Genomic DNA, 26044 nt, shown 5'->3' with positions numbered 1-26044 from the left:
TAAAGTGAGTAGATTATTTACATCGGAATCAGTAACAGAAGGACATCCTGATAAGATTTGCGACCAAATATCTGATGCAGTTCTAGATGCAGTCATTGAACAGGATAAGTATGGAAGAGTGGCTTGTGAAACAGTTGTAAATACTGGATTAGTGCTTTTAGTAGGTGAAATATCAACTAAAGCTTATGTGGATATACCTAAAATAGTTAGACAAACTATCAGCGATATAGGGTACAATAATTCCAGATTTGGGTTTGATGCCAGCAATTGTGCTGTTATAACCTCCATAGATGAACAATCTTCAGATATTGCCCTGGGGGTAAATGAATCTCTGGAGGCCAAACGAGGAGAAAAAGATACTATTGAGGCAATTGGTGCGGGAGATCAGGGAATGGTGTTTGGATTTGCCACCAATGAAACTCCAGAGTACATGCCACTTCCCATATCATTAGCCCATAAACTTTCAAGGAAACTTGCCCAGGTAAGAAAAAATGGAATTATTCCTTATCTTGGGCCGGATGGAAAAACTCAGGTTACAGTAGAATACGAAGGTGAAAAGCCTATAAGGGTGGATACAGTTTTGATATCCTCCCAGCATGAAGAAGGCATAGGACACGAACAAATTGAAAAGGACATAATAGATGAGGTTATAAAAAAAGTAATACCTGAAAAATTTATAGACTTTAGTACAAAATATATTGTTAATCCTACAGGAAGATTTGTAAAAGGAGGTCCAGAGGCTGATTCAGGACTTACAGGAAGAAAAATAATAGTTGATACCTACGGTGGATACGGAAGGCATGGGGGAGGAGCTTTTTCAGGAAAAGATCCTACGAAAGTTGACAGATCAGGAGCATATGCAGCAAGATGGATAGCAAAAAATTTAGTGGCCGCAGGTGTGGCAGACAAAATAGAAGTTGAAATTGCCTATGCAATAGGTGTGGCAAGACCGGTATCTATAAGTGTGGATACCTTTGGTACGGAGAAAATCATTGAAGAGAAGATAATAGAAATTATAAATAAGCTGTTTGATTTAAGACCAGCAGCTATCATAAGAGATTTGGATCTGAGAAGACCCATATACAAGAAAACAGCGGCTTATGGACATTTTGGAAGAACCGATATAGATTTGCCCTGGGAGAAACTTGATAAGGTTGATGAAATAAAGGAAAAGTTGTTTGACAATGTTTTGTACTATTAAAATAAAAAATTCTGTGCTTTTTAAATGTAGTTGACCAGAAATACTGGAGGCTAGATAAGTTGAAAATAAGCTTATCTAGCCTTTTTATTTAAAGTTATAAGAGAGAGGAGATAATAAAATATGCCTGTTAATTTTGCAAAAAGTATTGAGGAGAGGACATTAGAGCATCCATGCTATAATTGTGCCGCCCATAAATATGCCAGAATGCACATACCTGTGGCTCCGAAATGCAATGTGAGCTGCAATTTTTGTAATAGAAAATATGATTGTGTAAATGAATCAAGACCTGGTGTGACAAGCGGAATTCTAACCCCTGAGGAAGCCAGAGACAAATTCAAGGTAGTAAAAAACAGAGTAAAAAATTTGACGGTAGTGGGTATAGCGGGACCAGGAGATCCACTTGCAAATTTCCAAGAGACAAGAAAATCCATAGAATTAATAAAGAAAGAGTGCAGGGATATTACATTTTGTCTTTCCACCAATGGATTAATGCTTCCTGCATATGCCGATGAAATAATAAAGCTGGGAATTACCCATGTTACTGTAACAATAAATGCTGTTGATCCTGAAATAGGCGGCAGGATCTATAAGTTTGTCAATTATCAGGGAAAGACTTTTGTAGGTGAGGAAGCAGGGAAGATACTGCTGAATAATCAATTGTCAGGGCTGAAATATATTGCTGGAAAAGGCATTGTGACAAAGGTTAATATTGTGATGATAAAGGGAATTAATGATACTCATATCCCTGAAATAGTGAAAAAAGTTAAAGAATGCGGTGCCTATATGACCAATATAATGCCTCTAATACCTGTAAAGGGCAGTGTATTTGAAAACAGGGATACTGTAAATGAATCTGAATTGAAGAACATGAGGGAAAAATGTGAACCACATTTAAAACAGATGTATCATTGCAGGCAGTGCAGGGCGGATGCCATAGGAAGTTTGAATAAAGATGTATCAGCTCAGTTCAGGGATTACAGGAAAAATATAATTTCTCTTGACAAGCCTGAGAAAATCCATAGAGACCATAAGGAGAACAGGGACTATAGATTTGCCGTGGCCAGCAGTTCAGGAGATTATATAGATGAACACTTTGGACATGTGTCCCAGCTGTATATATATGATGTGATAAAAGAAAATATCAAGTTTTATGAGAAAAGAAATGTGGAGGTGTATTGTAGAGGTCCACAGGAGTGTACTGGACATGATGACAGAATATCCGGTATTATAAAATGTGTGGATGATTGCGACGGAGTACTTGTATTGCGCATTGGCTTTGAACCTGTAATCAAGCTTCATGAAAAAGGCATAAGAGTATTTCAGATGTACAGCACCATAGAGGAGGGAATAGAAAAGGCAATGGAATTGATGAAGTAGAAAAAAGAATAGGAAGATTAATTTTATTTCTTGACAATATATATGCTATTTGGTATAGTAAGTAATATAATCAAATAATTTGAATAAAATTCTTATCAAGAGAGACGGAGGGACTGGCCCTATGATGTCCGGCAACCTGAATTTATTTAACGGTGCCAATTCCAGCAGATTATAATCTGAAAGATGAGAAACAAAGATTACTTTCTTGTATCTATCTTTACAGGAAAGTTTTTTATTTTATATAGGTTTTTTCGTAAGATTACAAAAAGTTGACTAGAAACACTAGAGACTTATTTTTGTAGAGATAAGTTTCTGGTGTTTTTTGCATTTCATTTTCGGATATTTTATAAAAACTCAATATTCAGACAAAAAAAGAAGAATGGTATATAAACAAAAGCATACCTGATGAAAAAGAAGGTGCAAAAGTCAACAAATGGGTATCAGATGCCATAGGAGCGCCTGTAAGCGCCATTACTATTATGCAGATGATGGAGTCATAAAAGACAGGGATATACAGCAGTGGACAGCTGGAAGTAAGACGATCGGTGCGTTTCCTAAAAATGCAAAGGTAAAGGTCAGTGATATAGTAACCCATCAATTTGACAAATATGGCAATTCTGGATCACAGCCCAATTATATAGTCAAAGAATAATATGAATATAAAATCCCATGGGAGGGGAGTTTTGAATGAAAAAAGTAGTGAAAAAATCTAAACAGGAAAGTGTAAATATAAAGGATAGGCAATATAAAATTGTAATTGATAATGTAAGAAAATGTTATAATATAAAATCACAAAATCGTCAGAAAGATGAAGAATTTTTAACACTTGATAATTTTAATTTAAAGGTAAAAAAAGGAGAATTTATTACAGTGGTAGGTCCAAGCGGCTGCGGGAAATCTACCTTTTTAGATATTCTGGCAGGGCTGTCAAGACCTACATCAGGAAAGGTTTATATAGATGGGAAGCTGATTACGGCACCTGCTCTGGACAGAGGAATTATACTGCAGGGTTATGCACTGTTTCCATGGAGAACTGTAGAGAAAAATATTGAGTTCGGCCTTGAAATAAAAGGCATGACAAAAGATTTAAAACATCAGATAAGTAAAAAATTTATAGATCTGGTAGGATTAAATGGATTTGAAAACAGATATCCCCATGAACTGTCGGGAGGAATGAAACAAAGAGTTGCCATTGCCAGGGCACTGGCCTATGATCCTGAGGTGCTGCTTATGGATGAGCCTTTTGCAGCAGTAGATGCCCAGACCAGGGAGTCTCTTCAGGAAGAATTATTGAATATATGGGAGAAGACAAACAAAACTATTGTGTTTATTACCCATAGTATTGAAGAAGCGGTATTTTTGGCCGATAGAGTGGTGGTGATGTCAACTAACCCCGGCAGAATTAAGGAAATCATAAATATAAAACTTCCAAGGCCAAGGATTAATTCTCAAATCAGAACTTCTCAGGAATTCAATTCCAACAGGAATAGAATATGGGAGCTTCTCCACGGAGATGCTGATAAAATTCAAGCAGAAGCTATGGTATAAATTTAAATATGTAAATACTTTTATAAAATAATGGGAGGTTGTAATTTATGAAATTCGATTTAAATACTTCTGTGGTAAAAACACGGGAAGAACGCCTTGGTACTATTATTGGCTGGAAAACAGGAAAAGCTTCCGAGCTCTCCAGGGATTCTTCATATACCTGCGGAGGCTGCAGGGGAAATGGTGGAAAAAGACTTTGTGAAACCATAGGACCATTTACCCAGGGCTCAGGATGCAGTGAGCAGATGGTAGAATGTCAGGCTGGTAATATAAGAGATGCGGTTTTGATTCAACATTCGCCCATAGGCTGCGGTACAGGTCAGGCAGCCTATAATTCCATATACAGGAATGGATTGGCAATCAGAAACCTGCCGGTGGAAAATATTAAAATAATTAACACTAATATAAAGGAAACGGATATGGTATTTGGAGCTCTTGGCAAATTGGAACAATCCATAAGAGATGCCTGGAACAGGCATCATCCTAGAGCAATTTTTATTGCCACATCCTGTGCCACAGGAATTATTGGTGAAGATATAGATAGTGTGGCCGGCAAAATGCAGGAGGAACTTGAAATACCGGTTATCCCCATGTACTGTGAGGGATTTAGATCCAAACACTGGAGCACGGGATTCGATGCCACCCAGCATGGAATACTGAGGCAGCTGGTACGCAAAAATCCAAAGAAACAGGAAGATCTGATCAATGTAATAAATTTATGGGGAAGTGATGTATTTACGCCTATATTGGGGGAACTTGGACTTAGGGTTAATTATATAGTGGATTTGGCAAAGGTTGAAGATTTGGAACAGCTCTCAGAAGCTGCAGCTACTGTTGGATTTTGCTATACGCTTTCTTCTTATCTGGCCGCAGGACTTGAAGAACAATTTGGGGTTCCCGAAATTAAAGCTCCACAACCCTATGGTATAGCAGGAACGGATGCCTGGATAAGAGAAATTGCAAGAGTTACCCACAGAGAAGAAAAAGCAGAGGCATATATAGAAAGGGAACATAAGAAAATAGCTCCAAGACTTGCCGAACTTAGAAAACTTCTTAAAGGAAAAAAAGGCTATGTAGCTACGGGATCAGCATATTCTCATGGACTTATTGCAGTACTTAAGGAACTGGGTGTGGAAGTGGATGGTTCCTTGGTATTCCATCATGATCCAATATATGACAGCAATGATCCAAATAAAGATTCATTGAAATTCTTAGTAGATAATTATGGGGATGTACCAAACTTTACAGTAAGTAACAGACAGCAGTATCAGTTTTATATACTGCTTAAGAATGTAAAACCTGATTTCATTCTTATAAGACATGCAGGTCTTGCTCCATTGGCTTCACGTATGGGAATTCCATCTGCACCACTTGGTGATGAACACCATGCAATAGGCTATGAAGGAATTTTAAATCTAGGTGAAACCATTTTGGATATACTGGCACATAAAAAATTTCATCAGGATCTTAAGCAGCATGTTAAACTGCCATATACAAAATGGTGGCTTGCTCAGGAAGATCCTTATGCACTTAAAAAAGATAATTTTGTAAAAGCAGAATATTAAAAATAACAGTATTGATTTTAATAGAAGAGGAGTGAACACAGTGCCTAATGTAAAACTAGAATGTAAAGATATAAATCAAATTACAAAAAAATCAAATTCAATCGAGCAGATAAGATATGGCTGCGCTCTTGGGGCCATGCACAGTGCCTTTGCAATTCCAAGAGTAATACCCATTGCCCACTGCGGCCCGGGCTGTGTGGATAAACAGACAGCCAACATAGCTTTTTATAATGGTTTTCAAGGAGGAGGCTACGGTGGAGGATCAGTTGTACCAAGTACTAATATTTATGAGAAGGAAGTTGTATTCGGTGGGGAAGACAGGTTGAGGGAACTTATAGGTGCTACCTTTAAAGTTTTGGATGCAGATTTGTTTGTGGTTATGACAGGTTGTATTCCCGATACTGTGGGAGATGATGTGGGATCTGTAGTAGGCGAATTCCAGGACAAGGGTTTGCCTGTAGTTTATGCTGAAACAGGAGGGTTTAAAGGAAATAATTTTACAGGCCATGAGTTGGTTGCAGAGGCTATTATTGACCAGTATGCAGGTGATTACAATGGACCTCTTGAAAAAGGGCTTGTAAATGTATGGTCCCTGCTGCCTTTCCACAACACCTTCTGGAGGGGTGATCTGGCTGAAATAAAGAGGATACTGGAGGGAGTGGGACTTAAAGTAAATATTTTATTTGGACATGAGTCCCAGGGAGTTTCAGAATGGAAAAATATAAAAAAGGCTCAATTTAATTTGGTATTGTCACCGTGGCTTGGGCTTAAGACTGCAGAACATTTAAAAAAGAAGTATGGGCAGCCTTATTTGCATATTTCAACTATTCCAATTGGAGCAAAGGAAACCAGCAGCTTTTTAAGGAAAGTTGTGGACTTTGCAGGAATAGATAAAAGTAAATCAGAGAAATTCATAGAAAAAGAAGAAAAAAAATACTATGAGTATTTAGAGGATTTTTCCGATTTTTATGCAGAGTACTGGTGGGGACTTCCTGCAAAATTTTCTGTCATAGGTGACAGTGCATATAATTTGGCCTTGACAAAATTTTTGGTAAATCAGCTTGGACTTATACCTGCAAGGCAGATTATTACTGAAAACCCCCCTGAAAAATATAGAGAGGCTATCCGTAATGAATATAAGAATATAGCAGAAGATGTTTCTACTGATGTGGAATTTGAAGAGGACAGCTATGTAATTCATGAAAAAATAAGGGAAACTGATTTTGGTCATAAACCACCTATTATTTTCGGAACCACCTGGGAAAGAGATCTTGCTAAAGAGTTAAAGGGGTTCATAGTGGAAGTGGGTTTTCCTGCATCCTATGAGGTGGTTTTATCAAAGTCTTATGTAGGATACAAAGGAGCACTTACATTGATTGAAAAAATATATACCACTATAGTAAGCGCAAGTGCATAGTTTTTCGAATATTGATTTTAATATAAAATTTTATAATAAAAAAGACATGGAGGAATAATATATGAGGCAAATAGCAATTTATGGTAAAGGCGGCATAGGCAAATCGACAACTACACAAAACCTGACAGCAGGATTATCTGAAATTGGGAAAAAGGTAATGGTAGTGGGCTGCGATCCAAAGGCAGATTCTACAAGGCTGCTTTTAGGTGGACTGGCACAGAAAACAGTGCTGGATACGTTGAGGGAGGAAGGCGAGGATGTAGATCTGGATTACATTTTGAAAAGAGGATTCAACGGAATAAGATGCGTTGAATCAGGGGGACCAGAACCGGGAGTAGGGTGTGCAGGAAGAGGTATTATAACTTCTATAAATATGCTGGAGAGGCTGGGTGCATATACAGAAGATCTGGACTATGTGTTTTATGATGTACTAGGTGATGTGGTATGCGGAGGTTTTGCTATGCCCATCCGTGAAGGAAAGGCAAAGGAAATATATATTGTGGCCAGCGGTGAGATGATGGCACTTTATGCAGCTAATAATATATCAAAGGGCATAAAAAGGTATGCCAATAAAGGCGGTGTGAGACTTGGTGGAATAATATGCAACAGCAGAATGGTGGACAATGAGAAAGAATTGCTTAAGGCATTTGCCGAGGAAATGGGAACACAGCTGATTTATTTTGTCCCCAGGGACAATGTGGTACAAAGGGCAGAAATCCATAAACAGACTGTTATAGAATTTGATTCAGGTTCAAATCAGGCAGAGGAATACAGATCCCTTGCAAGAACTATAGAGGCAAACAATAATTTTGTGATACCAAAACCTATGTCCCAGCAGAGATTGGAGGAAATATTTCTGGAGCATGGTCTTATAGACAAAAATTTAAGTGCTGTCTAAAATATTATCATCAATTTCATAATGAACTTTAAGAGATGATAAATATAACTTAACTTCCTGTGGATTTTACAGCAGGAAGCTTTTTTTTTAGTGTTATAATATTAAGTAATTCTTGGGTTTAGATGAGTTTGCTCATAAGGAATACTTTTGTATATAAACCTTAGATAAATTTATTCAGAGACACAGTATTGTTTATTCCGCTCAGGTGTTAACAATGGTGATCTCCAGATAAACTTGGAGGGATAATTATAATGAAAAGAAAAATTCTGGTGAGTTCATGCCTGCTGGGGCAAAAAGTCCGTTATAATAATGGGGATGCAGCTTGTTATGATCCCCGCTTTCTTAAATGGTTCAAGGAAGGACGACTTATAGGTATTTGCCCGGAGGTATCAGGAGGTCTTCCTGTTCCAAGACCGGCTTCCCAGAGACAGGGAGATAAAGTAATTACTAGTGCTGGATTGGACGTGACCTCTGAGTATGAAAAAGGAGCACAGGCAGCTCTTTCCCTGGCAAAAGATCAGAATGTAATATTGGCCATTCTAAAGCAGAATAGTCCGTCTTGTGGAAGTTCATGTATTTATGATGGTACATTTACCGGTACTAAAAAGTTAGGCCAGGGGAAAACCACTGAATTACTGCGACAAAATGGTATCAAAGTGTTTGGGGAAGATCAATTAGATGAAGTTGAAAGGGAAATAGACAAATGGACAAAAACAGAATAAGACTTTTAAATGTTGATGATGAGGATCTGAATTTTATAAGAGAGCTTATTCAAGAGGATGGTTTTTATCCTCTTGAATCAAATTTTAGTATGGATGAAGAAGAAAAAATCGTGCCTACATCGGGATCTCATAACTGCGGTGGGAGGTGCATTATAAAAGCACATGTTAAAAATAATCGTGTAGTGAGAATATCCACTGAGGATGATATTCCTGATACAGAAAAAATGCCACAGCTAAGGGGATGTTTGAGATGCCGCTCTTATCGCAATCGCATGTATAACTGTGACAGATTAAAGTATCCTATGAAACGCAGGGGAAAACGGGGTGAAGGCAGGTTTGAACCCATTAGCTGGGATGAAGCCCTGGATACTATTGCAGACAATTTAAAAAGAATTATGCATGAATACGGACCGGATTCCATATATATTCAATATGCAACTGGAAATGAAGGAAAACTTTCAGAAAATGTGTGGATGAAAAGACTTCTTGGCATGTATGGAGGGTATTTATCCTATTATGGAACCTACAGTACGGCTTGTACCCAAGCGGCTACTCCCTATACTTTTGGTACTGTATATACTGGAAACAGCAGGGAGGACTGGGTTAATTCGAAACTCATCATTTTGCTTGGATTTAATCCGGCAGATACCATACATGGAACAAATACTTCCTATTATCTTAAAATGGCAAAGAAGGCAGGAGCAAGAATAATAAGCATTGATCCTATTTATTCCAATACGGCAGTTGCCCTTGCAGATGAATGGATTCCCATTAGGCCCACTACAGATAATGCACTGCTGGATGCAATGGCATATGTTATGATTACCGAAAACCTGCAGGATCAGAGATTTTTAGATAAATACTGCCTTGGTTTTGATGAGGAACATATGCCGCCGGGTATTCCATATGGAAATTCCTATAAGAACTATGTGCTTGGAAAGGGAATTGATAAAATACCAAAAAACCCTGCCTGGGCTGAAGCTATTACAGGGGTACCCAGAGAAACTATAATCAGATTGGCAAGAGAATATGCTTTAAATAAACCAGGTGCATTGATACAGGGATTTGGGCCTCAAAGACATGCCTATGGAGAGCAGATAGCCAGAGGCGGAACGGTTCTAGCTTCTATGACAGGCAATGTGGGTATCAGCGGAGGCTGGGCATCAGGTACGGGATATCCAGTTAGGGAGGGTTATGTGGCATCAATTCCCCATTATAATCCCAATAAAAGTAAAATCTCCATGTTCAGCTGGCCGGATGCCATAATCAGGGGCAAAAGTATGGGAACCAACCTGGGTGTTAAAGGCACAGACAAATTATCTTCCAATATAAAACTCATATTTAATTTGGGGGGAAACTGTCTTGTAAATCAACATACAGATTCAAATGGTACTGCAGAGCTTTTGAAAAATGAGCATCTGGTAGAGCTTATTGTGACAAGTGATCATTTTCTAACTGCAAGTGCAAAACTTTCAGATATAATACTGCCTGCAGATGATATGATGGAGAGGGAAGACATAGTTACCCCCTGGGGGTTCGGTGATTATGTACTCTTTATGAATAAAGCAGTTGATACCGTGTTTCAGTGCAGGAATGCCTATAAATGGATAGGGGATTTATCCGAGAGGCTTGGACTTCTAGAAAAGTTTACAGAGGGAAAATTATTGGATGACTGGATAGAATACCTTGTTGCAAAAACAGCTGAGAAAAATCCCGGCTTCCCATGTTATGAAAATTTCAAGAAAAAAGGAGTGTATCGCTGGATTTATGATGAACCCTCCATTGCCTTTAAGAAGCAAATTGAGGATCCTGTAAACAACCCATTTCCAACGCCTTCAGGAAAAATAGAAATTTTTTCACCGAGATTGTGGAAAATGAACAATCATGAAGAGATTCCAGCAGTTCCTAAATATATTTCTGCATGGGAAGGACCGGAAGATCTTCTGGCAGAAAAATATCCTATCCAATGCATAGGGCATCATTCAAAGAGAAGAGTCCATTCAACTTTTGACAATATGAGCTGGATGGAGGAAGTAGAGCCGCAGAGGATACTTGTAAATTGTGAAGATGCAAAATCCAGGGAACTTCAGGATGGAGACATGGTTAAGGTATACAATGACAGGGGCACTGTAATTTTGCCTGTAAAAATCACCAGCAGGATTATGCCGGGAGTTGCTTCACTGCCTCAGGGAGGCTGGTGGATTCCGGATGAAAAGGGAATTGACAGGAGAGGATGTATAAATGTTTTAACCAGATACAAGCCAACTCCATTGGCTTTTGGAAATCCATCCCATACAAGTCTAGTTGAAATGGAAAAAGTATATTAGAGGGAAGTGCTTGAAAATGTGCGGACAACTGGCATTTTATTTTGAACAGAAAAATTGTACAGGTTGTAATACATGCAGCATAGCTTGTAAGGATAAAAATAATTTAGAAGTAGGACAAAATTTCAGAAGGGTGTATGAAGTGTCCGACGGAAATTATACAAAAAGGGGCAGGGCCATTATACCTGATGTATATGCCTTCTGGATTTCAGACAGCTGTAATCACTGTATTGATCCTGCATGTATAAAAAGCTGCCCTGCAGGAGCAATTAAAAAGAGAAAAAAGGATGGTATTGTATATATTTGTGAAGATATATGCATTGGATGCCGTAATTGTATTAAGGCCTGTCCATATAAAGCACCTCAATATGATGCCCGGGTTAAAAAAGTCAGAAAATGTGATTTTTGTATGGATTTGCTGGACGAGGGAAAGCCTCCAGTCTGTGTAGCTGCCTGCCCAATGAGGGTTTTAGATTATGGTCCCCTGAATTTGCTTAGAGAAAAATATGGGAATGTTCGTGAAGTAAAAGGTATGCCAGAAGCAAATATTACAAAACCTGCCTTAGTAATTACTCCACACAAAGATGCATTAAAAACATAAGGAGAATTTTTTTATGGATGATATGGAATTGTGGTTTATGGAAAAAGAAGCTGTATATTCCACACTGGCTCTTTTTTACAGAGGCAGCTTGAGTAGAGGATTGAAAATTTTAAGAGGTACTGATTTACTGAAAAAACTTTTTGAATGCAAAAATAATTTGACTGTGTGCCGTAAAGCTGAGATAATACTAGATGAAATAAATGAGAATCATTTGAATTCCAAATACAAGGAAGAATTATCAGAGGATTATCAAAGATTGTTTATAGGACCGGGACATATTTTAGCACCTATGTGGGAATCTGTATATGAGAGTAAGGATAGGCTTATTTTCGGAAAATCGGAACTTTCCGTAAGAAGATTTTATGGTGAATTTGGATTAGGGGTGAGTCCAAAAGAGCCGGCAGATCATCTGGCTTTTGAACTTTTTTTTATGGCAAGACTTTGTGATGTTAAAATGCATGATGATTTGCAGAACATAGTAAAGGCTTTGTCAGCAATGGAAAAGTTTTTAAAAGATCATTTATGCAAATGGGTTCCTGTCTGGAGAGAGTGTGTAAATTCCAGTGCCAAAACTAGATTTTGGATTGAGTTTTCCAATATGACAGAAGGCTGGATAATGGATAATTTAAAAGAAATAAAAGAAATTCGCAGCCTTGTCTTGTAATATGTATTTTTTTATTGAAATTATATGCAGCAGGGTGTATTATTAAAATAATAAAAGCTAAAAATTGGATGAACACAGCGTGAGATAATATTGGTTAACCGAAGGAGCAATGATGTACAGTCACAGTGTATACTCAAAAACTTTCAGGTAAAAATAGCGCTGTAGGACAAAACTCTGGAGAATCTGTTTTTTAAACAGTACCGAAGGTGAAAGATGTTTTATATCGAAGCTCTCAGGTAAATAAACAGGGATATGTGGACTAGTTAGTTTGCATGTCTTTTTTGTTATATAAAAATATGTAGGGAGGTTTTGTTGTGGAAAAGTTAAAAAAAACTGCACTGTTTGATTCCTATAAAAAATATGGGGCAAAAATAATAAACTTTGCAGGATGGTCCATGCCGGTGCAATTTGAAGGCATAATACCTGAGCACGAAGCAGTTAGAGAAAAGGCAGGGTTGTTTGATGTTTCACATATGGGTGAGGCCCACATAAGGGGAAAAGATGCACTGAACTTTGTTCAGAATTTAATTACCAATGATGCAACTGTGCTTGAAGACAATCAGATACTGTACACTCCAATGTGTTATCCAGAGGGCGGAATTGTAGATGACATCATAGTTTACAGGTTTAATGGTGAACACTTTTTCCTGGTGATAAATGCTGCAAATATAGAAAAAGATATTCACTGGATGCTGAGTAACAAGGGAAGTTTTGATGTGGATATCAAAAATATATCTTCTACTATTATACAGCTTGCCATTCAGGGCCCAAAAGCTCAAAAAATACTTCAAAAACTTACAGATACGGATTTAAAGGAAATTAAATTTTTCTTTTGTAAAAGAAATGTACTTGTTTCAGGGAAAAGGTGCCTGGTATCCAGAACCGGATATACAGGGGAAGATGGATTTGAAATTTATACTGGTACTGAAAATGCAGAGTATTTGTGGGATAGAATACTTGAAACCGGCAGGGAAGAGGGTATAAAACCAGTAGGGCTTGGAGCAAGGGATACACTGAGGTTTGAAGTAAATCTGCCCCTTTATGGAAATGAACTTTCAGAATCCATCACCCCTCTTGAAGCTGGAATAGGATTTTTTGTGAAACTTGACAAGAAAAATTTTATAGGCAGGGATGCTCTTTTAAAGCAGAAAAAAGAAGGGCTTAAGAGAAAAATAATTGGATTTGAAATGAAGGAAAGAGGTATTCCAAGAAATGGGTATGAAGTTCTTGCAGAAGATAAGAAAATAGGTGAAGTGACCACAGGATATCGTTCCCCATCACTTAAAAAGAATATAGGACTTGCCCTTGTGGATTTTAAATATTCCGGACTTGGAACTGAGATCTTCGTAAAGGTGAGAGGTAAACTTTTAAAAGCGGAAGTAGTAGACAGAAAATTTTATAAAAAAAATTATAAAAAATAATTAATTATACGGGGGTTTGGAAAATGAAAGTTTTAGAAAAGGCATTTTACACTAAAGATCATGAGTGGATAAAGGTGGATGGAGATGAAGCCTATGTGGGAATCACCGATTTTGCACAGGATTCCCTGGGGGATATTGTATTTGTGGATTTACCTGAAGTAAATTCAGAATTTTCAAAAGGAGAAACATTTGGGGCAGTGGAATCTGTAAAAGCAGCTTCGGATCTCTATATACCCGTATCAGGTAAAATATTGGAAATAAATGAAGAACTTGTGGATAACCCTGAATATATCAACCAGGATCCTTATAAAAACTGGATAATTTCAATTCAGGTATCAGATAATTCACAACTTGAAGAACTTTTGACCTCACAGGATTATGAAAAATTATGTGAGGGGAAGTGATAATATGAATCCATATCTACCGCTGACAGAAGAGGACAAACAGCTTATGTTTAAAAAAATAGGGATAGATAATATAGATGATCTGTTTTGTGATATACCAGAGAATATCCGATTAAATAGAAAGCTGGATATAAATGAGCCCATGTCCGAACTTGAAGTAAGTTCATATATGAAAAGTATTGCATCCTTAAATAAAAATTGTGATGATTTGACTTGCTTTTTAGGTGCAGGTTCCTATGATCACTATATACCATCTGTAATAGCACATATAATATCAAGATCAGAATTTTACACTGCATATACGCCTTACCAGGCTGAAATAAGCCAGGGTACTCTTCAGACTATATTTGAGTATCAGACGGTTATGGCAGAGTTAACCGGTATGGAAGTTTCCAATGCATCCATGTATGATGGTGCAACTGCCTGTGTTGAAGCAGCACAGATGGCTGCAAATGTGACCAGGCGTAAAAAAATAATTGTTTCCGGAGCACTTCATCCTGAAGTTAGAAAAGTTCTCAGTACTTATTTGAGATTTAAGGATTTGAATCTAATGGAAATAGATGAAACAGAAGGAACTACAGATATAGATAAACTTAAGGCAGCTCTTGATAAAGATACGGCAGCTGTTATAGTGCAAAATCCAAACTTTTTAGGAATAATAGAAGAGCTGCAGGATATTGAAAAATATACTCATGAAAATAAATCACTTTTAATAGTCTATTGTAATCCTATATCTCTGGGAATTTTAAAAAGTCCCGGTGAATATGGTGCAGATGTGGCTGTAGGAGAAGGGCAGCCCCTTGGAAACAAGATGAATTACGGCGGACCCTATCTTGGATTTTTGACTACAAGGAAAAAGTACCTTAGAAAAATCCCGGGAAGGATTGTAGGTGAAACCACGGATTCAGAAGGTAAGAGAGGTTTTGTACTAACTCTCCAGGCAAGGGAGCAGCATATAAGAAGAGAAAAAGCATCTTCAAATATCTGCTCCAATGAAGCCCTTAATGCACTAACCGCCCTTGTATATTTAACTACTCTTGGGAAGAGGGGCATCAGGGAAGTTGCCTGTCAAAATACACAAAAAGCCCACTATGCTTTTAAGAAGCTTACGGAAAACGGGAAATACAAGCCCCTGTTCAACAAACCATTTTTTAATGAATTTGCAGTTGAACCTACAAATAGGGTGGATGACGTGAACAGGTCATTGCTGCAGAATAAAATACTGGGAGGCTATGATCTGGAAAAAGAATATCCTTCCCATAAAAATTCCATGCTTCTCTGTGTTACAGAGAAGAGAACAAAGGATGAAATTGATAAGTTAGTTTCTGTATTGGAGGGGATCAAGTAATGGATGAGTATAATAAACTTATTTTTGAACTTTCTAAAAAGGGAAGAAAAGCGTATTCACTTCCAAAATGCGATGTACCGGAGGAGGATATTTACAAGTTACTGCCGGAAGAACTTATAAGAAGGGAGGAGCCTGAACTTCCAGAGGTAAGTGAAGTTGATGTTGTAAGACATTTTACTCTTCTTTCAAACAAGAATTTTGGAGTGGACAATGGATTTTATCCTCTTGGTTCCTGTACCATGAAATATAATCCTAAAATAAATGAGAATATGGCAAATTTAACCGGATTTTCAGAACTTCATCCCTATCAGCCGGAGGAAACAGTTCAGGGAGCTTTAAAACTCATGTATGAATTAAGTGAAAAGCTTGAGGAAATAACAGGCTTTGAAACACTGTCACTGCAGCCTGCAGCAGGTGCCCACGGTGAACTTTCGGGGCTTATGATTATAAAAGCCTATCATGAAAAAAATAAGGATTTTAAAAGAAAAAAGATAATTATACCTGATTCAGCCCATGGAACCAATCCCGCTTCAGCCGCCTGTGCAGGATTTGAAGTGGTGGAAGTGAAATCCGGTAAAGACGGGACAGTTGATATTGAATCTTTGAAATCTGTATTAAATGATGAAATAGCAGGCTTGATGCTGACCAACCCAAATACCCTGGGACTTTTTGAAAAAAACATCCTGAAAATAGCAAAACTGGTTCATGATGCAGGAGGACTTCTCTATTATGATGGTGCCAATATGAATGCCAATATGGGAAAGACAAGGCCCGGAGATATGGGATTTGATGTGTGTCATATAAACCTGCACAAAACCTTTTCAACGCCTCATGGGGGCGGAGGACCGGGAAGCGGGCCTATAGGAGTCAAAAGAGAATTTTCACAATTCTTACCTGTTCCTATAGTTTCAAGGAAGGGCAATAAATATTATCTGGATTACAACAGGCCATATTCCATAGGAAAAGTCAGGAGTTTTTATGGGAATTTCGGAGTTATGGTAAAGGCTTTTTCATATATACTGAGTATGGGGGCGGATGGTCTTAGAGAAGCCAGTGAAGATGCAGTTTTAAATGCAAATTATATAAAAGAAGGACTTAAAGAGTATTATAATGTACCTGTAGATAGTGTCTGCAAACATGAATGTGTACTTGGGGAATTGAAAAATAATAAAAATGGAATTACCACTCTTGATGTGGCAAAAAGGCTTATAGATTATGGATATCATCCTCCGACAATATATTTTCCATTGATAATAAAAGAGGCAATGATGATAGAACCTACGGAAAGTGAGAAACTGGAGACACTGGATGAATTTATAGAGAATATGATAAAAATTGCAAAAGAAGCTGAAGATAATCCAGAGATAGTTAAAGCTGCACCTAACACTACCTATATGAAGAGATTGGATGAAGTTAAAGCTGCAAGAAAACCTGTAGTAAAATGGAATAAGTAAATATATTCAGGGGTGTAATAATGATTAAAGCTGACCAACAGGATTTTAATAAACTGTCCATATTTAAAAATGTAGATGAGTCTACATTGAAGCTATTGAAAGAAAAGGCCTTTAAGAAAAAACTTCATAGAGGTGAGGTATTGTTTTGTGAAAAAGACAGGGTGGATAAAATTTATTTGGTACTGGATGGAAAGGTGACCATGTACAGGATGTCGGAAGAGGGACAAAAAAGGGTTATTTATATTTTAGACAGGGAAAGTTTTATAAATGAGGACATCTTTGATAATTTACCTGCATCTATAAGTTGTCAGGCTTTTGAAGACAGTTGTATCCTGTATTTTTTTAAAGATGATTTACTGGAAATTATGTCAGCAGATTTTAACCTCACTCCTATTATCATAAACTCCATGAACAGGAAAATAAGAAGGCTTTACAGACAGTTAAAAAATACAGTACCTTTAAAAATGGATAAAAAGCTGGCGGCCAAGCTCTGGAAATTATCCAGGGATTATGGCATAAAAATCACCGGTGGTACCCTTATTGATCTGAATATAAGTATAACTTATCTGGCAGATATGCTTGGCAGTACAAGAGAAACTGTTTCCAGGTGCATAAATGCTTTTGAAAGAAAGGGAATGATCAAGTTCCACAATAAAAAAATAGTAGTTGTAGATCCGGAAGAGTTATCCATATACTTTAGAGGAATTTAATGTAATCAGCAGGATTGTGTGTTTTAAAATAAATACCTATGAAAGCTATTGTGTAATAAAAGACTATGCTTGTACAAAATAATTACAAGCATAGTCTTTTTTGTTTTGTGTGATTTATATCACATTGCATTTTCCATATTTATGATATGTTAAATGTATAGCAATTTTTAATTGAATAGTAAAAAATAAAATTATAAATATTTTAAGGAGGGAAATAAAAAATGGGGTTTGCAGCTGATACTGACAAATTCAACAGTTTTTTGAGGAAATTGGGAAAAGATTATAAGATATATGCTCCAGTGGATTTAAAGGGTAAGGGAACATTTTCAGATACGGATACAGTAAGATACGCACAGATAAATACCATTGAAGAAATAGAATTCAATAAAAAGTCAAATTTTTCACCCAGGGAGGTACTGCTTCCAATTACCCAGACATTATTTTATTTTACTGAGGATTCTGTAACAGAGCCTAAAGCAGATGACAAAAAAGTATTGATATTTTTAAGAAGCTGTGATATTCACGCCATAAAGAGAATTGATGAAATTTATTTGAGAAATGGTTTTGGAGATATTTATTATAAAACATTAAGAAATAAAGTTAAATTTGTGCTTATGGAATGTGAAAACAGCTTTGAAAACTGTTTTTGCTGCAGTATGGGAAGTAATAGCACTGAAAAATATGATTTGTTTGTAAGATACAAAGGTGAAAAGGTATTTATAGAATGCAGGGATAAAACTTTTGAAGGCTATTTTAATAACATGGAGAAATGTGCTGTGAAACCTAAATTTGTACAATCCAATGAAGTGAAAGTAAAGATTCCTGAAAATATAGATGAAGATATATTTACTAATCCAATGTGGAAAGAATACTCCACAAGATGTATAAATTGTGGAAGATGTAATGTGGTATGTGGAACCTGTACATGCTTTTCCATGCAGGATATTTTTTATAAAGACAACAAAAATACAGGTGAAAGAAGAAGAGTATGGGCTTCCTGCCAGGTAGACGGATATACGGATATAGCCGGAGGACATAGCTTCAGACAGGATAATGGAGAAAGGATGAGATTTAAGGTCATGCACAAGGTTTATGATTTTAAAAAGAGATTCGGATACAACATGTGTGTCGGCTGCGGGAGATGTGACGATGCATGTCCGGAATATATATCTTTTTCAAATTGTGTGAATAAATTAAATGATGCAGTAAGCGGGGTGAAGTAAATGGAAAACATATATCTGCCAAAGGCCAGCAGAATATTGGATATAAAAAAACATACGGACGTTGATTACACTTTCAGAATGGAGTTTTCAGGAGAAGTTAAACCAGGACAGTTTTTTGAAATTTCCATTCCAAAGTATGGAGAGGCACCTATATCAGTGTGTGAAATAGGAAAGGGATATGTGGACTTGACTATAAGACGGGTGGGTTTGGTTACAGATGTGATTCACAGTTTCTTTAAAGGAGACAGGCTTTTTATGAGAGGACCTTATGGAAATGGTTTTGATGTGAACTTATATAGTGATAAGGAACTTGTTGTAGCTGCAGGAGGAACTGGAGTTGCACCTGTAAAAGGTGTAATTGACTATTTTTCAGATAATAGAAATGAAGTTAAAAATTTTAATGTGCTGATGGGGTTCAAGTCACCAAAGGATATACTGTTTAGAGATAATATAGAAAAATGGAGCAAAAACATCAATGTGACTTTAACTGTGGATGGGGCAGATGAAGGTTACAGGGGAAACATAGGGCTGATTACAAACTATATTAAGGATTTGGACATTAAAAATTTAGAAGAGGCACAGGTTATTGTGGTGGGACCTCCCATAATGATGAAGTTTACTTTGGCTGAGTTCTTAAAAAGAGGAATTAAAGAGGAAAACATCTGGGTTTCCTACGAGAGAAAAATGTGCTGTGGAGCAGGAAAATGCGGACATTGTAAAATGAATGACACTTATATATGTCTGGAAGGTCCGGTATTTAATTATATTAAAGCCAAACACCTGGTGGATTAAAAAAGGAGGATGATTATGGATATCAATACAAAGGTACTGAAAAAAAATGCATTTAGAATAACCAAGGAAAGAGGAAAGACAGCCATAAGGATCAGGGTACCAGGCGGATATTTAAAGGCTGAGTATTTTACCATGCTCCAAAAAATTGCGGAGGAATATGGCAACGGCACAATTCACATTACAACCAGGCAGGGGTTTGAAATACCCGGTATTGAAATGAAAAATATTCCACTGATAAATGAAATGATACAACCTGTTATTGAAGGCCTGGAGATAAATCAAAAAAGTGTCAATGGAGGGTACCCGGCTTCAGGTACGAGAAATGTCTGTGCCTGCATAGGCAATAGGGTGTGTCCTTTTGCAAATTATGATACCACTGCTTTTGCAAAGAAAATAGAAAAGGCCATATTTCCCAATGATTATCATGTAAAGATAGCCTTGACAGGATGTCCTAATGACTGTATAAAAGCCAGAATGCATGATTTCGGAATTATAGGCATGACGGAACCGCAATATGACAGTTATAGATGTATAGGCTGCAGGGCCTGTGTGGATAATTGCAGACTGAGATCTGCAGATGCCCTTGGCTTTGAAAATTTTAAGGTTGTAAGAGACGGCAGCAAGTGCATAGGCTGTGGTGAATGTGTGGGCAAATGTCCTACAGGTGCGTGGACAAGAAGCAGTGAAAAGTATTATAAATTAGTGATAATGGGCAGAACGGGAAAGAAAAATCCAAGACTTGCCCGGGACTTTATTAAATGGGCGGATGAAGAGAGTATTATAAAAATAATTTTAAATACCTATGATTATATAGAAGCCTATATGGATAGAAATGCTCCTGGAGGAAAAGAGCATATAGGATATATTGTGGACAGGACTGGATATCAGGAATTTAAAAAATGGGCCTTAAAGGGTGTAAAGCTTAATCCCAAAGCTGAAGTGAAAGAAAATATATATTGGTAAAAGTTAATGGAACTGCATTTGTGATATTGAAGGTTTGAAATTTTTATTTTGTACTTATATATGCTAGACTTCTAAAAGTACAAAGAGGTATAATACCTTAATTTATAAGGCGTTATACTTCTTTTATCACTTCAATATTATTCGATATTTAATTATATCCATTCCACGTAACATCAAAATCTCCTGCATCTAGTAGACCCGGAGTAGCTATAGTACCATTTCCTACCATTGTAACTTTATACATATTAAGATCGGTATCTTTTGCAAGTTGAACATAATCACCAGATTCAAGTCTATATCCAGACCAGCTAAAACGTACAGCCTTTCTACCTGTTGAGACATCAGTTGTTATTGGGTAAGTAGATATGATGAATTTATTGTTGGACGTTCTGCTACCCATTCTGCAGAATCAGGCATATTGCTAGGCGTGTCTATTTTTACAGTAAATGTTGTAGTTAAAGATTTTGTGTAATTGTTTATATAAAAGTAAACATCTACATAACCACTACGTACAGATGTTTCTACCTCGCAAAAGAATTGATCTCCAGGATTACATGGTATATTGTTTACTTTAATTTCGTAATCTGTATAATAACTTGTACCGATTAATTCATACCAGGGATAATAGTTTGTCCCAAGATTATTTACAGAAGCTGCGGTGCCAGTTTGAACAAGAGGATTACTACCGTATCCACCTAATCCTACCCATTGCGATGAATAGGCAGGTAAATGACCAGGAGCACTTACCGAAGGAACATACCATGAACCTTCTGCATAATTACATTTATCATTTCTTACATATCCTGACCAATTATACGAACTAGAACTTGTACTATTTTTATCATTAGCAGGCTGCATAACATTATGCTTAATATTTGTTTTTGTTAAGTTTGGTTTTACCCATTTACCGGTAACAATTTTGTTCCCGACTTTTTTTCTTTAAAGTCAACCTCCCAAGTATTTTCCCCTGTTTTTTTTACATTGAAAATAAATATATCATTATCTTTAAAATATCTATTATAATGTTGTAATTTAGCAAAATAGCAATCAGTATCAAAAATTGCTTGTTTTGTAGCTTTAATAATATTAGGATTAGTTTTCTTTATATTATCATCAATAGTTATCTTATAATTAATACTAACACTGATATCAAATGAATCATCTTTAGAATTTTGATTTTTAAATGTGTTATTTAAAATCATATTTAATTCACCATCTTTAATTATTTTATTTCTATACCTCTATATTAATTTTGTATAGGTATAGTATAAGTATTTATTGCATCTTCAGTAGCTTGTGAAACAACTCCTGTACCACCAATCAGCTCCAATTCAGTATTTGATGTAACATTGTTTTTAATATAGTTTATTGCATTATCTGTTGCGTTTGAAGTAAGTAGAGCTATAGAAGCATCTTTATCTACTAATACCAGTGGTGAAGAATATTTTCCAGCTACAGCTGATGCTACAAGTGCATCTGCATAAAGATTGTCAGGATCTGCTGCGCTTGCATTTGCAATGTATAATTTGTCAGTCTTCAAACTGTCTTTAAATGCAGCTAATACCTTTAAGTTTGTATCAAATCTGCTGTTTCCGCCAGATACTCTTGTAGTTGCTCCCAAAACATTGTAGATAGTGTCATTTATAACATTTGAAGTTCCAACAACTGTAACCTTTGATTTGTTTGCTTTTACGAAATTAATTACTGGTTTTGTTGCAGCTTGGTCATTGTTTGCCAATAATAATATTTGTCCTTTTGCAGCTGCTACTGGTGCTACTGAAAGAGCATCTGAGAATCCCTGTCCACCAACAACCATAACGTTGCTAGGATCAACTCCCAATTTAACCAATTCGTCAGCTACTGCTGCATTTGTTTCATATCTTGTAGCTCCGCCTAATTCTGTCAAAGTATAATCTGCTTTAAGCCCATCTCTTATACCCTGTGAAATTGAAGCAGTTCCACCAATAACATATATGTTATTTGGTTTTAATGTAGTAAGTGCTGCCTGAGCATCTGCACTCAGTGTGTCAGGTGTAGTCAAAAGTATTGGTGCATCCAGTTTCTTGGCTAATGCGGAAGCGCTTACTGCATCTGCATAATCTTCTCCTGATACCAATACTACATTGTCACTTCCACTTGCCCAGTTTGTTGTAGCAACCTGAGAGGCTGTTGCATATCTGGTAGCACCACTTACTCTAGTTATTTTCCACTGAGCTGCCTTAACCGGACCAGCTGATAAGGCTATAGTTAAAACCAATGCTGTAAGAGTAGTACTTACTATTGCTTTGTTCTCTCTGTTATTCATATTATAATTCATCTCCTAATTAAGGTTATTTAAATTAATTATACACTTATCCTTAATTTATTGTAAAATTTATGAAACAGTTAAGAACGTGTCAATTTACTGTAGATTAAAAAACTACAGACTTTTCCTGTAATATATTTTAACTTGTGCTCCTCTAAGCGTTTTGAGCAGCATACTCAAACGTGTTTTTTTACCAAAATTTAATACTTTTATATTGTAGAATTTTTCTATATAATTATTTTTAATGGAAGATACTGCAGATCTTTTGGACAAATAAAAATACTTTTTTCTTTTTATCTGGCGTTTTTCCCATGATATATTTATTAAGATGAAACCTATCAAGTAAATATATACTCTTGGGGATCCATTCCACCCCTTTTTTTATCCATTTTGCAAATAAATTGTGTGCATATATATGCTAACCTATCCCCTATAAATTATATAGCACAACAAGTTAAATTAACCAAAACGTCTAGTATAAAACCTTTCTAATTTAATTCTACTTATTTTCGCTGTTAGGAATATACCAAAAGTAATCCATTCCAGAAGTTTGCATAACCGATCCTTTTGGCATTTCAGTAATTGCATGAAAAATAGTATTCAAATCAACTGTTGACATGTTTAAGTTACATAAAGAAAATATAAATATTATAGAATTCCACATAACATAAGTTGATGGAATAAACATCCAAATAATAAATGGTATGATTCCCAATACAAGTGAAGGCAAAAGTATAGCAAAAACAAATCTCCACTTAGGAGTTGGGTAAGTTGTTATAGTGCCCATTCCAGACCTTGAATAGAATAATTCTACTGTAGCTTTTCTGGTATTTTGCTCTTTGATAATGACTTTCCAGAATTTAATCTTCCTTTCCATACTAACTTCATAAATATTCTCCCTGTATTTATAATAAATTGTATATATTTCAAATTTATTATAACATATTTGCTTTGAATATATAATCCAACTCCCATAATAAATGCAATAATATAGAATAATAGTATTTTGAATAAAATTCAAAAAAGGATATATTACATTTTTTAGTATATGATACTTGATAATACAAATTAATGTGTAGTATAATATAAGCGTACTTTATAATATAAAATACTTTGTAATATAAAGTATATTGGAGTGATAGATATTGGAGTTTGAAAAAGAAATGCTAAAAGGATATATTGATATAATTATAATATCAGTTTTACAACGGAATCCTATGTATGGATATGAAATTGCAAAGAAAATAAAAGAGAAATCAAATGAAAATTTTCAAATAAAAGAGGCAACTCTATATGTATCACTAAAAAGGCTTGAAAAAAGAAATTATTTACAGGGATATTGGGATGACAGTGAAGGTACTGGTGGTGGAAGAAGACGCTATTATAAAATCACAGAAGAAGGAAAAAACTTTTTCAGGAAAAAGGTAAAGGAGTGGAATGTATTAAGCAAGATATTGAATAATTTTGTGGGGGGATATAGTAGTGGAGAAGATTGATATTTATGTTGATAAAATTTTCAGTGATTTTAATGAATCAGATGAAGAAATAAAAAATTTAAAAGAAGAAATGAAAGCTCATTTATATGAAGAGGTAGAAGATCTGAAAAAACAGGGATTTAGTGAAGAAAAGAGCATAGATAAGACTTTGGGAAATTTTGGAAGAGAAAAAAATATAGTAAGAGAAATGAATACTGTATGGAAAAGAGAGAGTGAATTTACACTTATTATTTTAAAGGCAGCCATTCTTGCTTTTGTGCTGGGATGTTTATTTATGGCTTTTAGTAAGTTTTATAAAAGTAGTAATGTAAAATACTATAATAGTACCTCAGATTATGTTATAAATACTATTTTTAAAGAAGTAATCAATAAAAATAATTTGCAAAAAAATCAGGTGGATAAAATTTTAAATGAATTTAATAGTAAAAATAACAATGGACTTTATTATGTGAAAATAGAAAAATTAAATTATTTAAAGTATGAATATAAAAAGTATGTTCCAACTGTTAAAGTTGATAATAGCTATGAGGGAAAGATGTCTGAAGATTCATGGAATATCCATTATAAGAAGACGGGCTTACAGCAGAAGAAAGATGAGAATAGCTTGTATAAGCTTGCACAGTTGAAGGAAGGTTCGGTTAATTTAATATTTAAAGAAATTGCATATTCACTATTTATAGCTTCGTCGCTTATTTTATGTATGACCCTTTATAATTATATAGGTGGAGGAAGTAAAATTATCCGCAGTATAGCTATATTGGATTTAGCGCTGACAGGATTATTTATATCATGGGTATTTTTCCCGGACCATATAAAAATAGTTTCTGTTTCTATAGTAGCTATTTGCTTGATATTATTTGCTGTATTTAGGATATATTTTATTAAGAAAAAAGCCAGACAAAAAGTATGAAGTGGTGGAATTAAAGTATGGTTTTAAAGTACAGCAATGTTTATGACTTTCTAGGATTGATATAATTTCAGAGAATAAAATTAATAGGTTCCCGCCGGCAGCTTCAAAATAGATGCTGCCTTTTTTGTATAGTTGTTAAAGAAGTCTTAATTAAACTTTTATATATTTTAAAATTGATTTACACTGTCAAGTGTGCTTTTAACAAGGATAACTTTATATTTAAAAAAAACAATTATAGAAATCATTGACAAATAGAGATTACAATAGTAATATGGATTTATAGATTACATTCGTAATATCTAGGAGGGAAAAAATTGAAAAAATCAAATAAAATATCAGATTCAGAATGGGAGATAATGAAGATATTGTGGAAAAAATCACCCATTACTTCCAGTGAAGTAATTAGAATTTTAAAAGAATATATGTATTGGAGCCCAAAAACTATTCATACTCTTATTAACAGGTTGGTGGATAAAGATATTGTTGAAGTAAAAAAACAAAAACCTTTTTATTTGTATTCACCTAAAATATCTGAAGAGGAATGTAGAAAGGTTGAAACGGAATCTTTTCTTAAAAAAGTATATAATGGATCAATTCATTTGTTGATATCAAATTTCATAAAAGACGAAAAATTATCGGAAAAAGAGATAAGGGAATTAAAACAAATTTTAGATACAAAGGACAGGAAAAAGAGGTGATTT

The 26044-nt window shown here is 35.6% G+C and carries 27 protein-coding genes, 1 pseudogene and 2 riboswitches; of the genes and pseudogenes, 22 read left to right on the top strand and 6 right to left on the bottom strand.

All coding sequences use genetic code 11. The annotated features are described in order from the left end of the window. Positions 1–4 precede the first annotated feature (4 nt). The 19 genes from metK to asrC all read left to right on the top strand — a co-directional run bounded on the left by metK (position 5) and on the right by asrC (position 20632). Positions 5–1201, top strand: a complete 1197-nt coding sequence (metK, locus tag ACYUJ6_RS10710) for a methionine adenosyltransferase (RefSeq protein ID WP_461842776.1) — start codon at positions 5–7, stop codon at positions 1199–1201. Between the two features lie 120 nt (positions 1202–1321). Next, positions 1322–2578, top strand: a complete 1257-nt coding sequence (nifB, locus tag ACYUJ6_RS10705; RefSeq protein WP_461842775.1) for a nitrogenase cofactor biosynthesis protein NifB — start codon at positions 1322–1324, stop codon at positions 2576–2578. Between the two features lie 89 nt (positions 2579–2667). Further along, a riboswitch (SAM riboswitch) is annotated at positions 2668–2768 on the top strand. A 243-nt stretch (positions 2769–3011) separates the two neighbouring features. After that, positions 3012–3230: a hypothetical protein gene (locus tag ACYUJ6_RS10700; protein ID WP_461842774.1), complete on the top strand. Its 219-nt coding sequence runs from the start codon at positions 3012–3014 to the stop codon at positions 3228–3230. Positions 3231–3265: 35 nt separating this feature from the next. Beyond that, complete coding sequence (locus ACYUJ6_RS10695; protein ID WP_461842773.1) at positions 3266–4126, top strand: ABC transporter ATP-binding protein; 861 nt, start codon at positions 3266–3268, stop codon at positions 4124–4126. Positions 4127–4173: 47 nt separating this feature from the next. After that, positions 4174–5691 (top strand): nitrogenase component 1, encoded by a 1518-nt coding sequence (locus tag ACYUJ6_RS10690; protein ID WP_461842772.1) that lies wholly within the window; start codon positions 4174–4176, stop codon positions 5689–5691. Between the two features lie 40 nt (positions 5692–5731). Continuing rightward, positions 5732–7108 (top strand): nitrogenase component 1, encoded by a 1377-nt coding sequence (locus ACYUJ6_RS10685; protein WP_461842771.1) that lies wholly within the window; start codon positions 5732–5734, stop codon positions 7106–7108. 61 nt (positions 7109–7169) lie between these two features. Next, positions 7170–8006: a nitrogenase iron protein gene (gene nifH, locus ACYUJ6_RS10680; protein ID WP_461842770.1), complete on the top strand. Its 837-nt coding sequence runs from the start codon at positions 7170–7172 to the stop codon at positions 8004–8006. A gap of 251 nt (positions 8007–8257) precedes the next feature. Further along, positions 8258–8728: a 2-thiouracil desulfurase family protein gene (locus ACYUJ6_RS10675; protein WP_461842769.1), complete on the top strand. Its 471-nt coding sequence runs from the start codon at positions 8258–8260 to the stop codon at positions 8726–8728. Continuing rightward, positions 8710–11055, top strand: a complete 2346-nt coding sequence (locus tag ACYUJ6_RS10670) for a DMSO/selenate family reductase complex A subunit (protein WP_461842768.1) — start codon at positions 8710–8712, stop codon at positions 11053–11055. The genes ACYUJ6_RS10675 and ACYUJ6_RS10670 overlap by 19 nt, the downstream gene beginning before the upstream one ends. Positions 11056–11071: 16 nt before the next feature. Further along, entirely contained in the window at positions 11072–11653 is a 582-nt protein-coding gene (locus tag ACYUJ6_RS10665) for a DMSO/selenate family reductase complex B subunit (RefSeq protein WP_461845489.1), read from the top strand. Positions 11654–11666: 13 nt separating this feature from the next. Further along, entirely contained in the window at positions 11667–12317 is a 651-nt protein-coding gene (locus ACYUJ6_RS10660) for a TorD/DmsD family molecular chaperone (RefSeq protein WP_461842767.1), read from the top strand. A gap of 164 nt (positions 12318–12481) precedes the next feature. Beyond that, positions 12482–12575, top strand: a riboswitch (glycine riboswitch). A gap of 56 nt (positions 12576–12631) precedes the next feature. Next, entirely contained in the window at positions 12632–13738 is a 1107-nt protein-coding gene (gene gcvT / locus ACYUJ6_RS10655) for a glycine cleavage system aminomethyltransferase GcvT (protein ID WP_461842766.1), read from the top strand. Between the two features lie 23 nt (positions 13739–13761). Beyond that, on the top strand, positions 13762–14142 hold the full coding sequence (gene gcvH, locus ACYUJ6_RS10650; RefSeq protein ID WP_461842765.1) for a glycine cleavage system protein GcvH: 381 nt from the start codon (positions 13762–13764) through the stop codon (positions 14140–14142). A 4-nt stretch (positions 14143–14146) separates the two neighbouring features. Further along, on the top strand, positions 14147–15490 hold the full coding sequence (gcvPA, locus tag ACYUJ6_RS10645; RefSeq protein ID WP_461842764.1) for an aminomethyl-transferring glycine dehydrogenase subunit GcvPA: 1344 nt from the start codon (positions 14147–14149) through the stop codon (positions 15488–15490). Next, a complete protein-coding gene (gene gcvPB, locus ACYUJ6_RS10640) occupies positions 15490–16944 on the top strand; it encodes an aminomethyl-transferring glycine dehydrogenase subunit GcvPB (protein WP_461842763.1) in 1455 nt (484 codons plus the stop codon). Before gcvPA ends, gcvPB begins: the two co-directional genes overlap by 1 nt. Positions 16945–16964: 20 nt before the next feature. Next, positions 16965–17654 carry a Crp/Fnr family transcriptional regulator gene (locus tag ACYUJ6_RS10635; RefSeq protein WP_461842762.1) on the top strand — a complete coding sequence of 230 codons (690 nt, stop codon included), beginning with the start codon at positions 16965–16967 and terminating at the stop codon, positions 17652–17654. A gap of 221 nt (positions 17655–17875) precedes the next feature. Then, positions 17876–18877 (top strand): anaerobic sulfite reductase subunit AsrA, encoded by a 1002-nt coding sequence (gene asrA, locus ACYUJ6_RS10630; RefSeq protein ID WP_461842761.1) that lies wholly within the window; start codon positions 17876–17878, stop codon positions 18875–18877. Beyond that, positions 18878–19669, top strand: a complete 792-nt coding sequence (gene asrB, locus ACYUJ6_RS10625; RefSeq protein WP_461842760.1) for an anaerobic sulfite reductase subunit AsrB — start codon at positions 18878–18880, stop codon at positions 19667–19669. It begins immediately after the preceding gene. A 15-nt stretch (positions 19670–19684) separates the two neighbouring features. Then, the gene (gene asrC / locus ACYUJ6_RS10620) at positions 19685–20632 is read left to right on the top strand and encodes a sulfite reductase subunit C (RefSeq protein WP_461842759.1); all 948 of its coding nucleotides are present in this window, start codon (positions 19685–19687) and stop codon (positions 20630–20632) included. 148 nt (positions 20633–20780) lie between these two features. Here the strand turns inward: asrC and ACYUJ6_RS10615 are convergent, their stop codons facing one another. From ACYUJ6_RS10615 to ACYUJ6_RS10590, 6 genes and pseudogenes are all read right to left on the bottom strand, one after another. Continuing rightward, complete coding sequence (locus tag ACYUJ6_RS10615; protein ID WP_461842758.1) at positions 20781–21032, bottom strand: hypothetical protein; 252 nt, start codon at positions 21030–21032, stop codon at positions 20781–20783. Then, positions 20981–21490 carry a G1 family glutamic endopeptidase gene (locus ACYUJ6_RS10610; protein ID WP_461842757.1) on the bottom strand — a complete coding sequence of 170 codons (510 nt, stop codon included), beginning with the start codon at positions 21488–21490 and terminating at the stop codon, positions 20981–20983. The genes ACYUJ6_RS10615 and ACYUJ6_RS10610 overlap by 52 nt, the downstream gene beginning before the upstream one ends. Before the next feature lie 38 nt (positions 21491–21528). After that, positions 21529–21834 carry a hypothetical protein gene (locus ACYUJ6_RS10605; RefSeq protein ID WP_461842756.1) on the bottom strand — a complete coding sequence of 102 codons (306 nt, stop codon included), beginning with the start codon at positions 21832–21834 and terminating at the stop codon, positions 21529–21531. Positions 21835–21878: 44 nt separating this feature from the next. Then, positions 21879–22937: a cell wall-binding repeat-containing protein gene (locus ACYUJ6_RS10600; RefSeq protein ID WP_461842755.1), complete on the bottom strand. Its 1059-nt coding sequence runs from the start codon at positions 22935–22937 to the stop codon at positions 21879–21881. 301 nt (positions 22938–23238) lie between these two features. After that, positions 23239–23331: pseudogene (locus ACYUJ6_RS10595) on the bottom strand (UPF0236 family transposase-like protein); the annotation flags it as partial. A gap of 105 nt (positions 23332–23436) precedes the next feature. Further along, a complete protein-coding gene (locus ACYUJ6_RS10590) occupies positions 23437–23814 on the bottom strand; it encodes a DUF3267 domain-containing protein (protein WP_461842754.1) in 378 nt (125 codons plus the stop codon). 268 nt (positions 23815–24082) lie between these two features. Here ACYUJ6_RS10590 and ACYUJ6_RS10585 point away from each other — a divergent pair, with 268 nt between their 5' ends. From ACYUJ6_RS10585 to ACYUJ6_RS10575, 3 genes are all read left to right on the top strand, one after another. Next, a complete protein-coding gene (locus ACYUJ6_RS10585; RefSeq protein WP_461842753.1) occupies positions 24083–24433 on the top strand; it encodes a PadR family transcriptional regulator in 351 nt (116 codons plus the stop codon). Next, positions 24420–25343, top strand: a complete 924-nt coding sequence (locus tag ACYUJ6_RS10580) for a permease prefix domain 1-containing protein (RefSeq protein WP_461842752.1) — start codon at positions 24420–24422, stop codon at positions 25341–25343. Before ACYUJ6_RS10585 ends, ACYUJ6_RS10580 begins: the two co-directional genes overlap by 14 nt. Positions 25344–25657: 314 nt before the next feature. Then, positions 25658–26041: a BlaI/MecI/CopY family transcriptional regulator gene (locus ACYUJ6_RS10575; protein WP_461842751.1), complete on the top strand. Its 384-nt coding sequence runs from the start codon at positions 25658–25660 to the stop codon at positions 26039–26041. Positions 26042–26044: the final 3 nt, after the last annotated feature.

It is taken from the genome of Clostridium sp. JNZ X4-2 (assembly GCF_054889485.1).
This window is presented reverse-complemented; position numbering and strand designations above follow the sequence as displayed.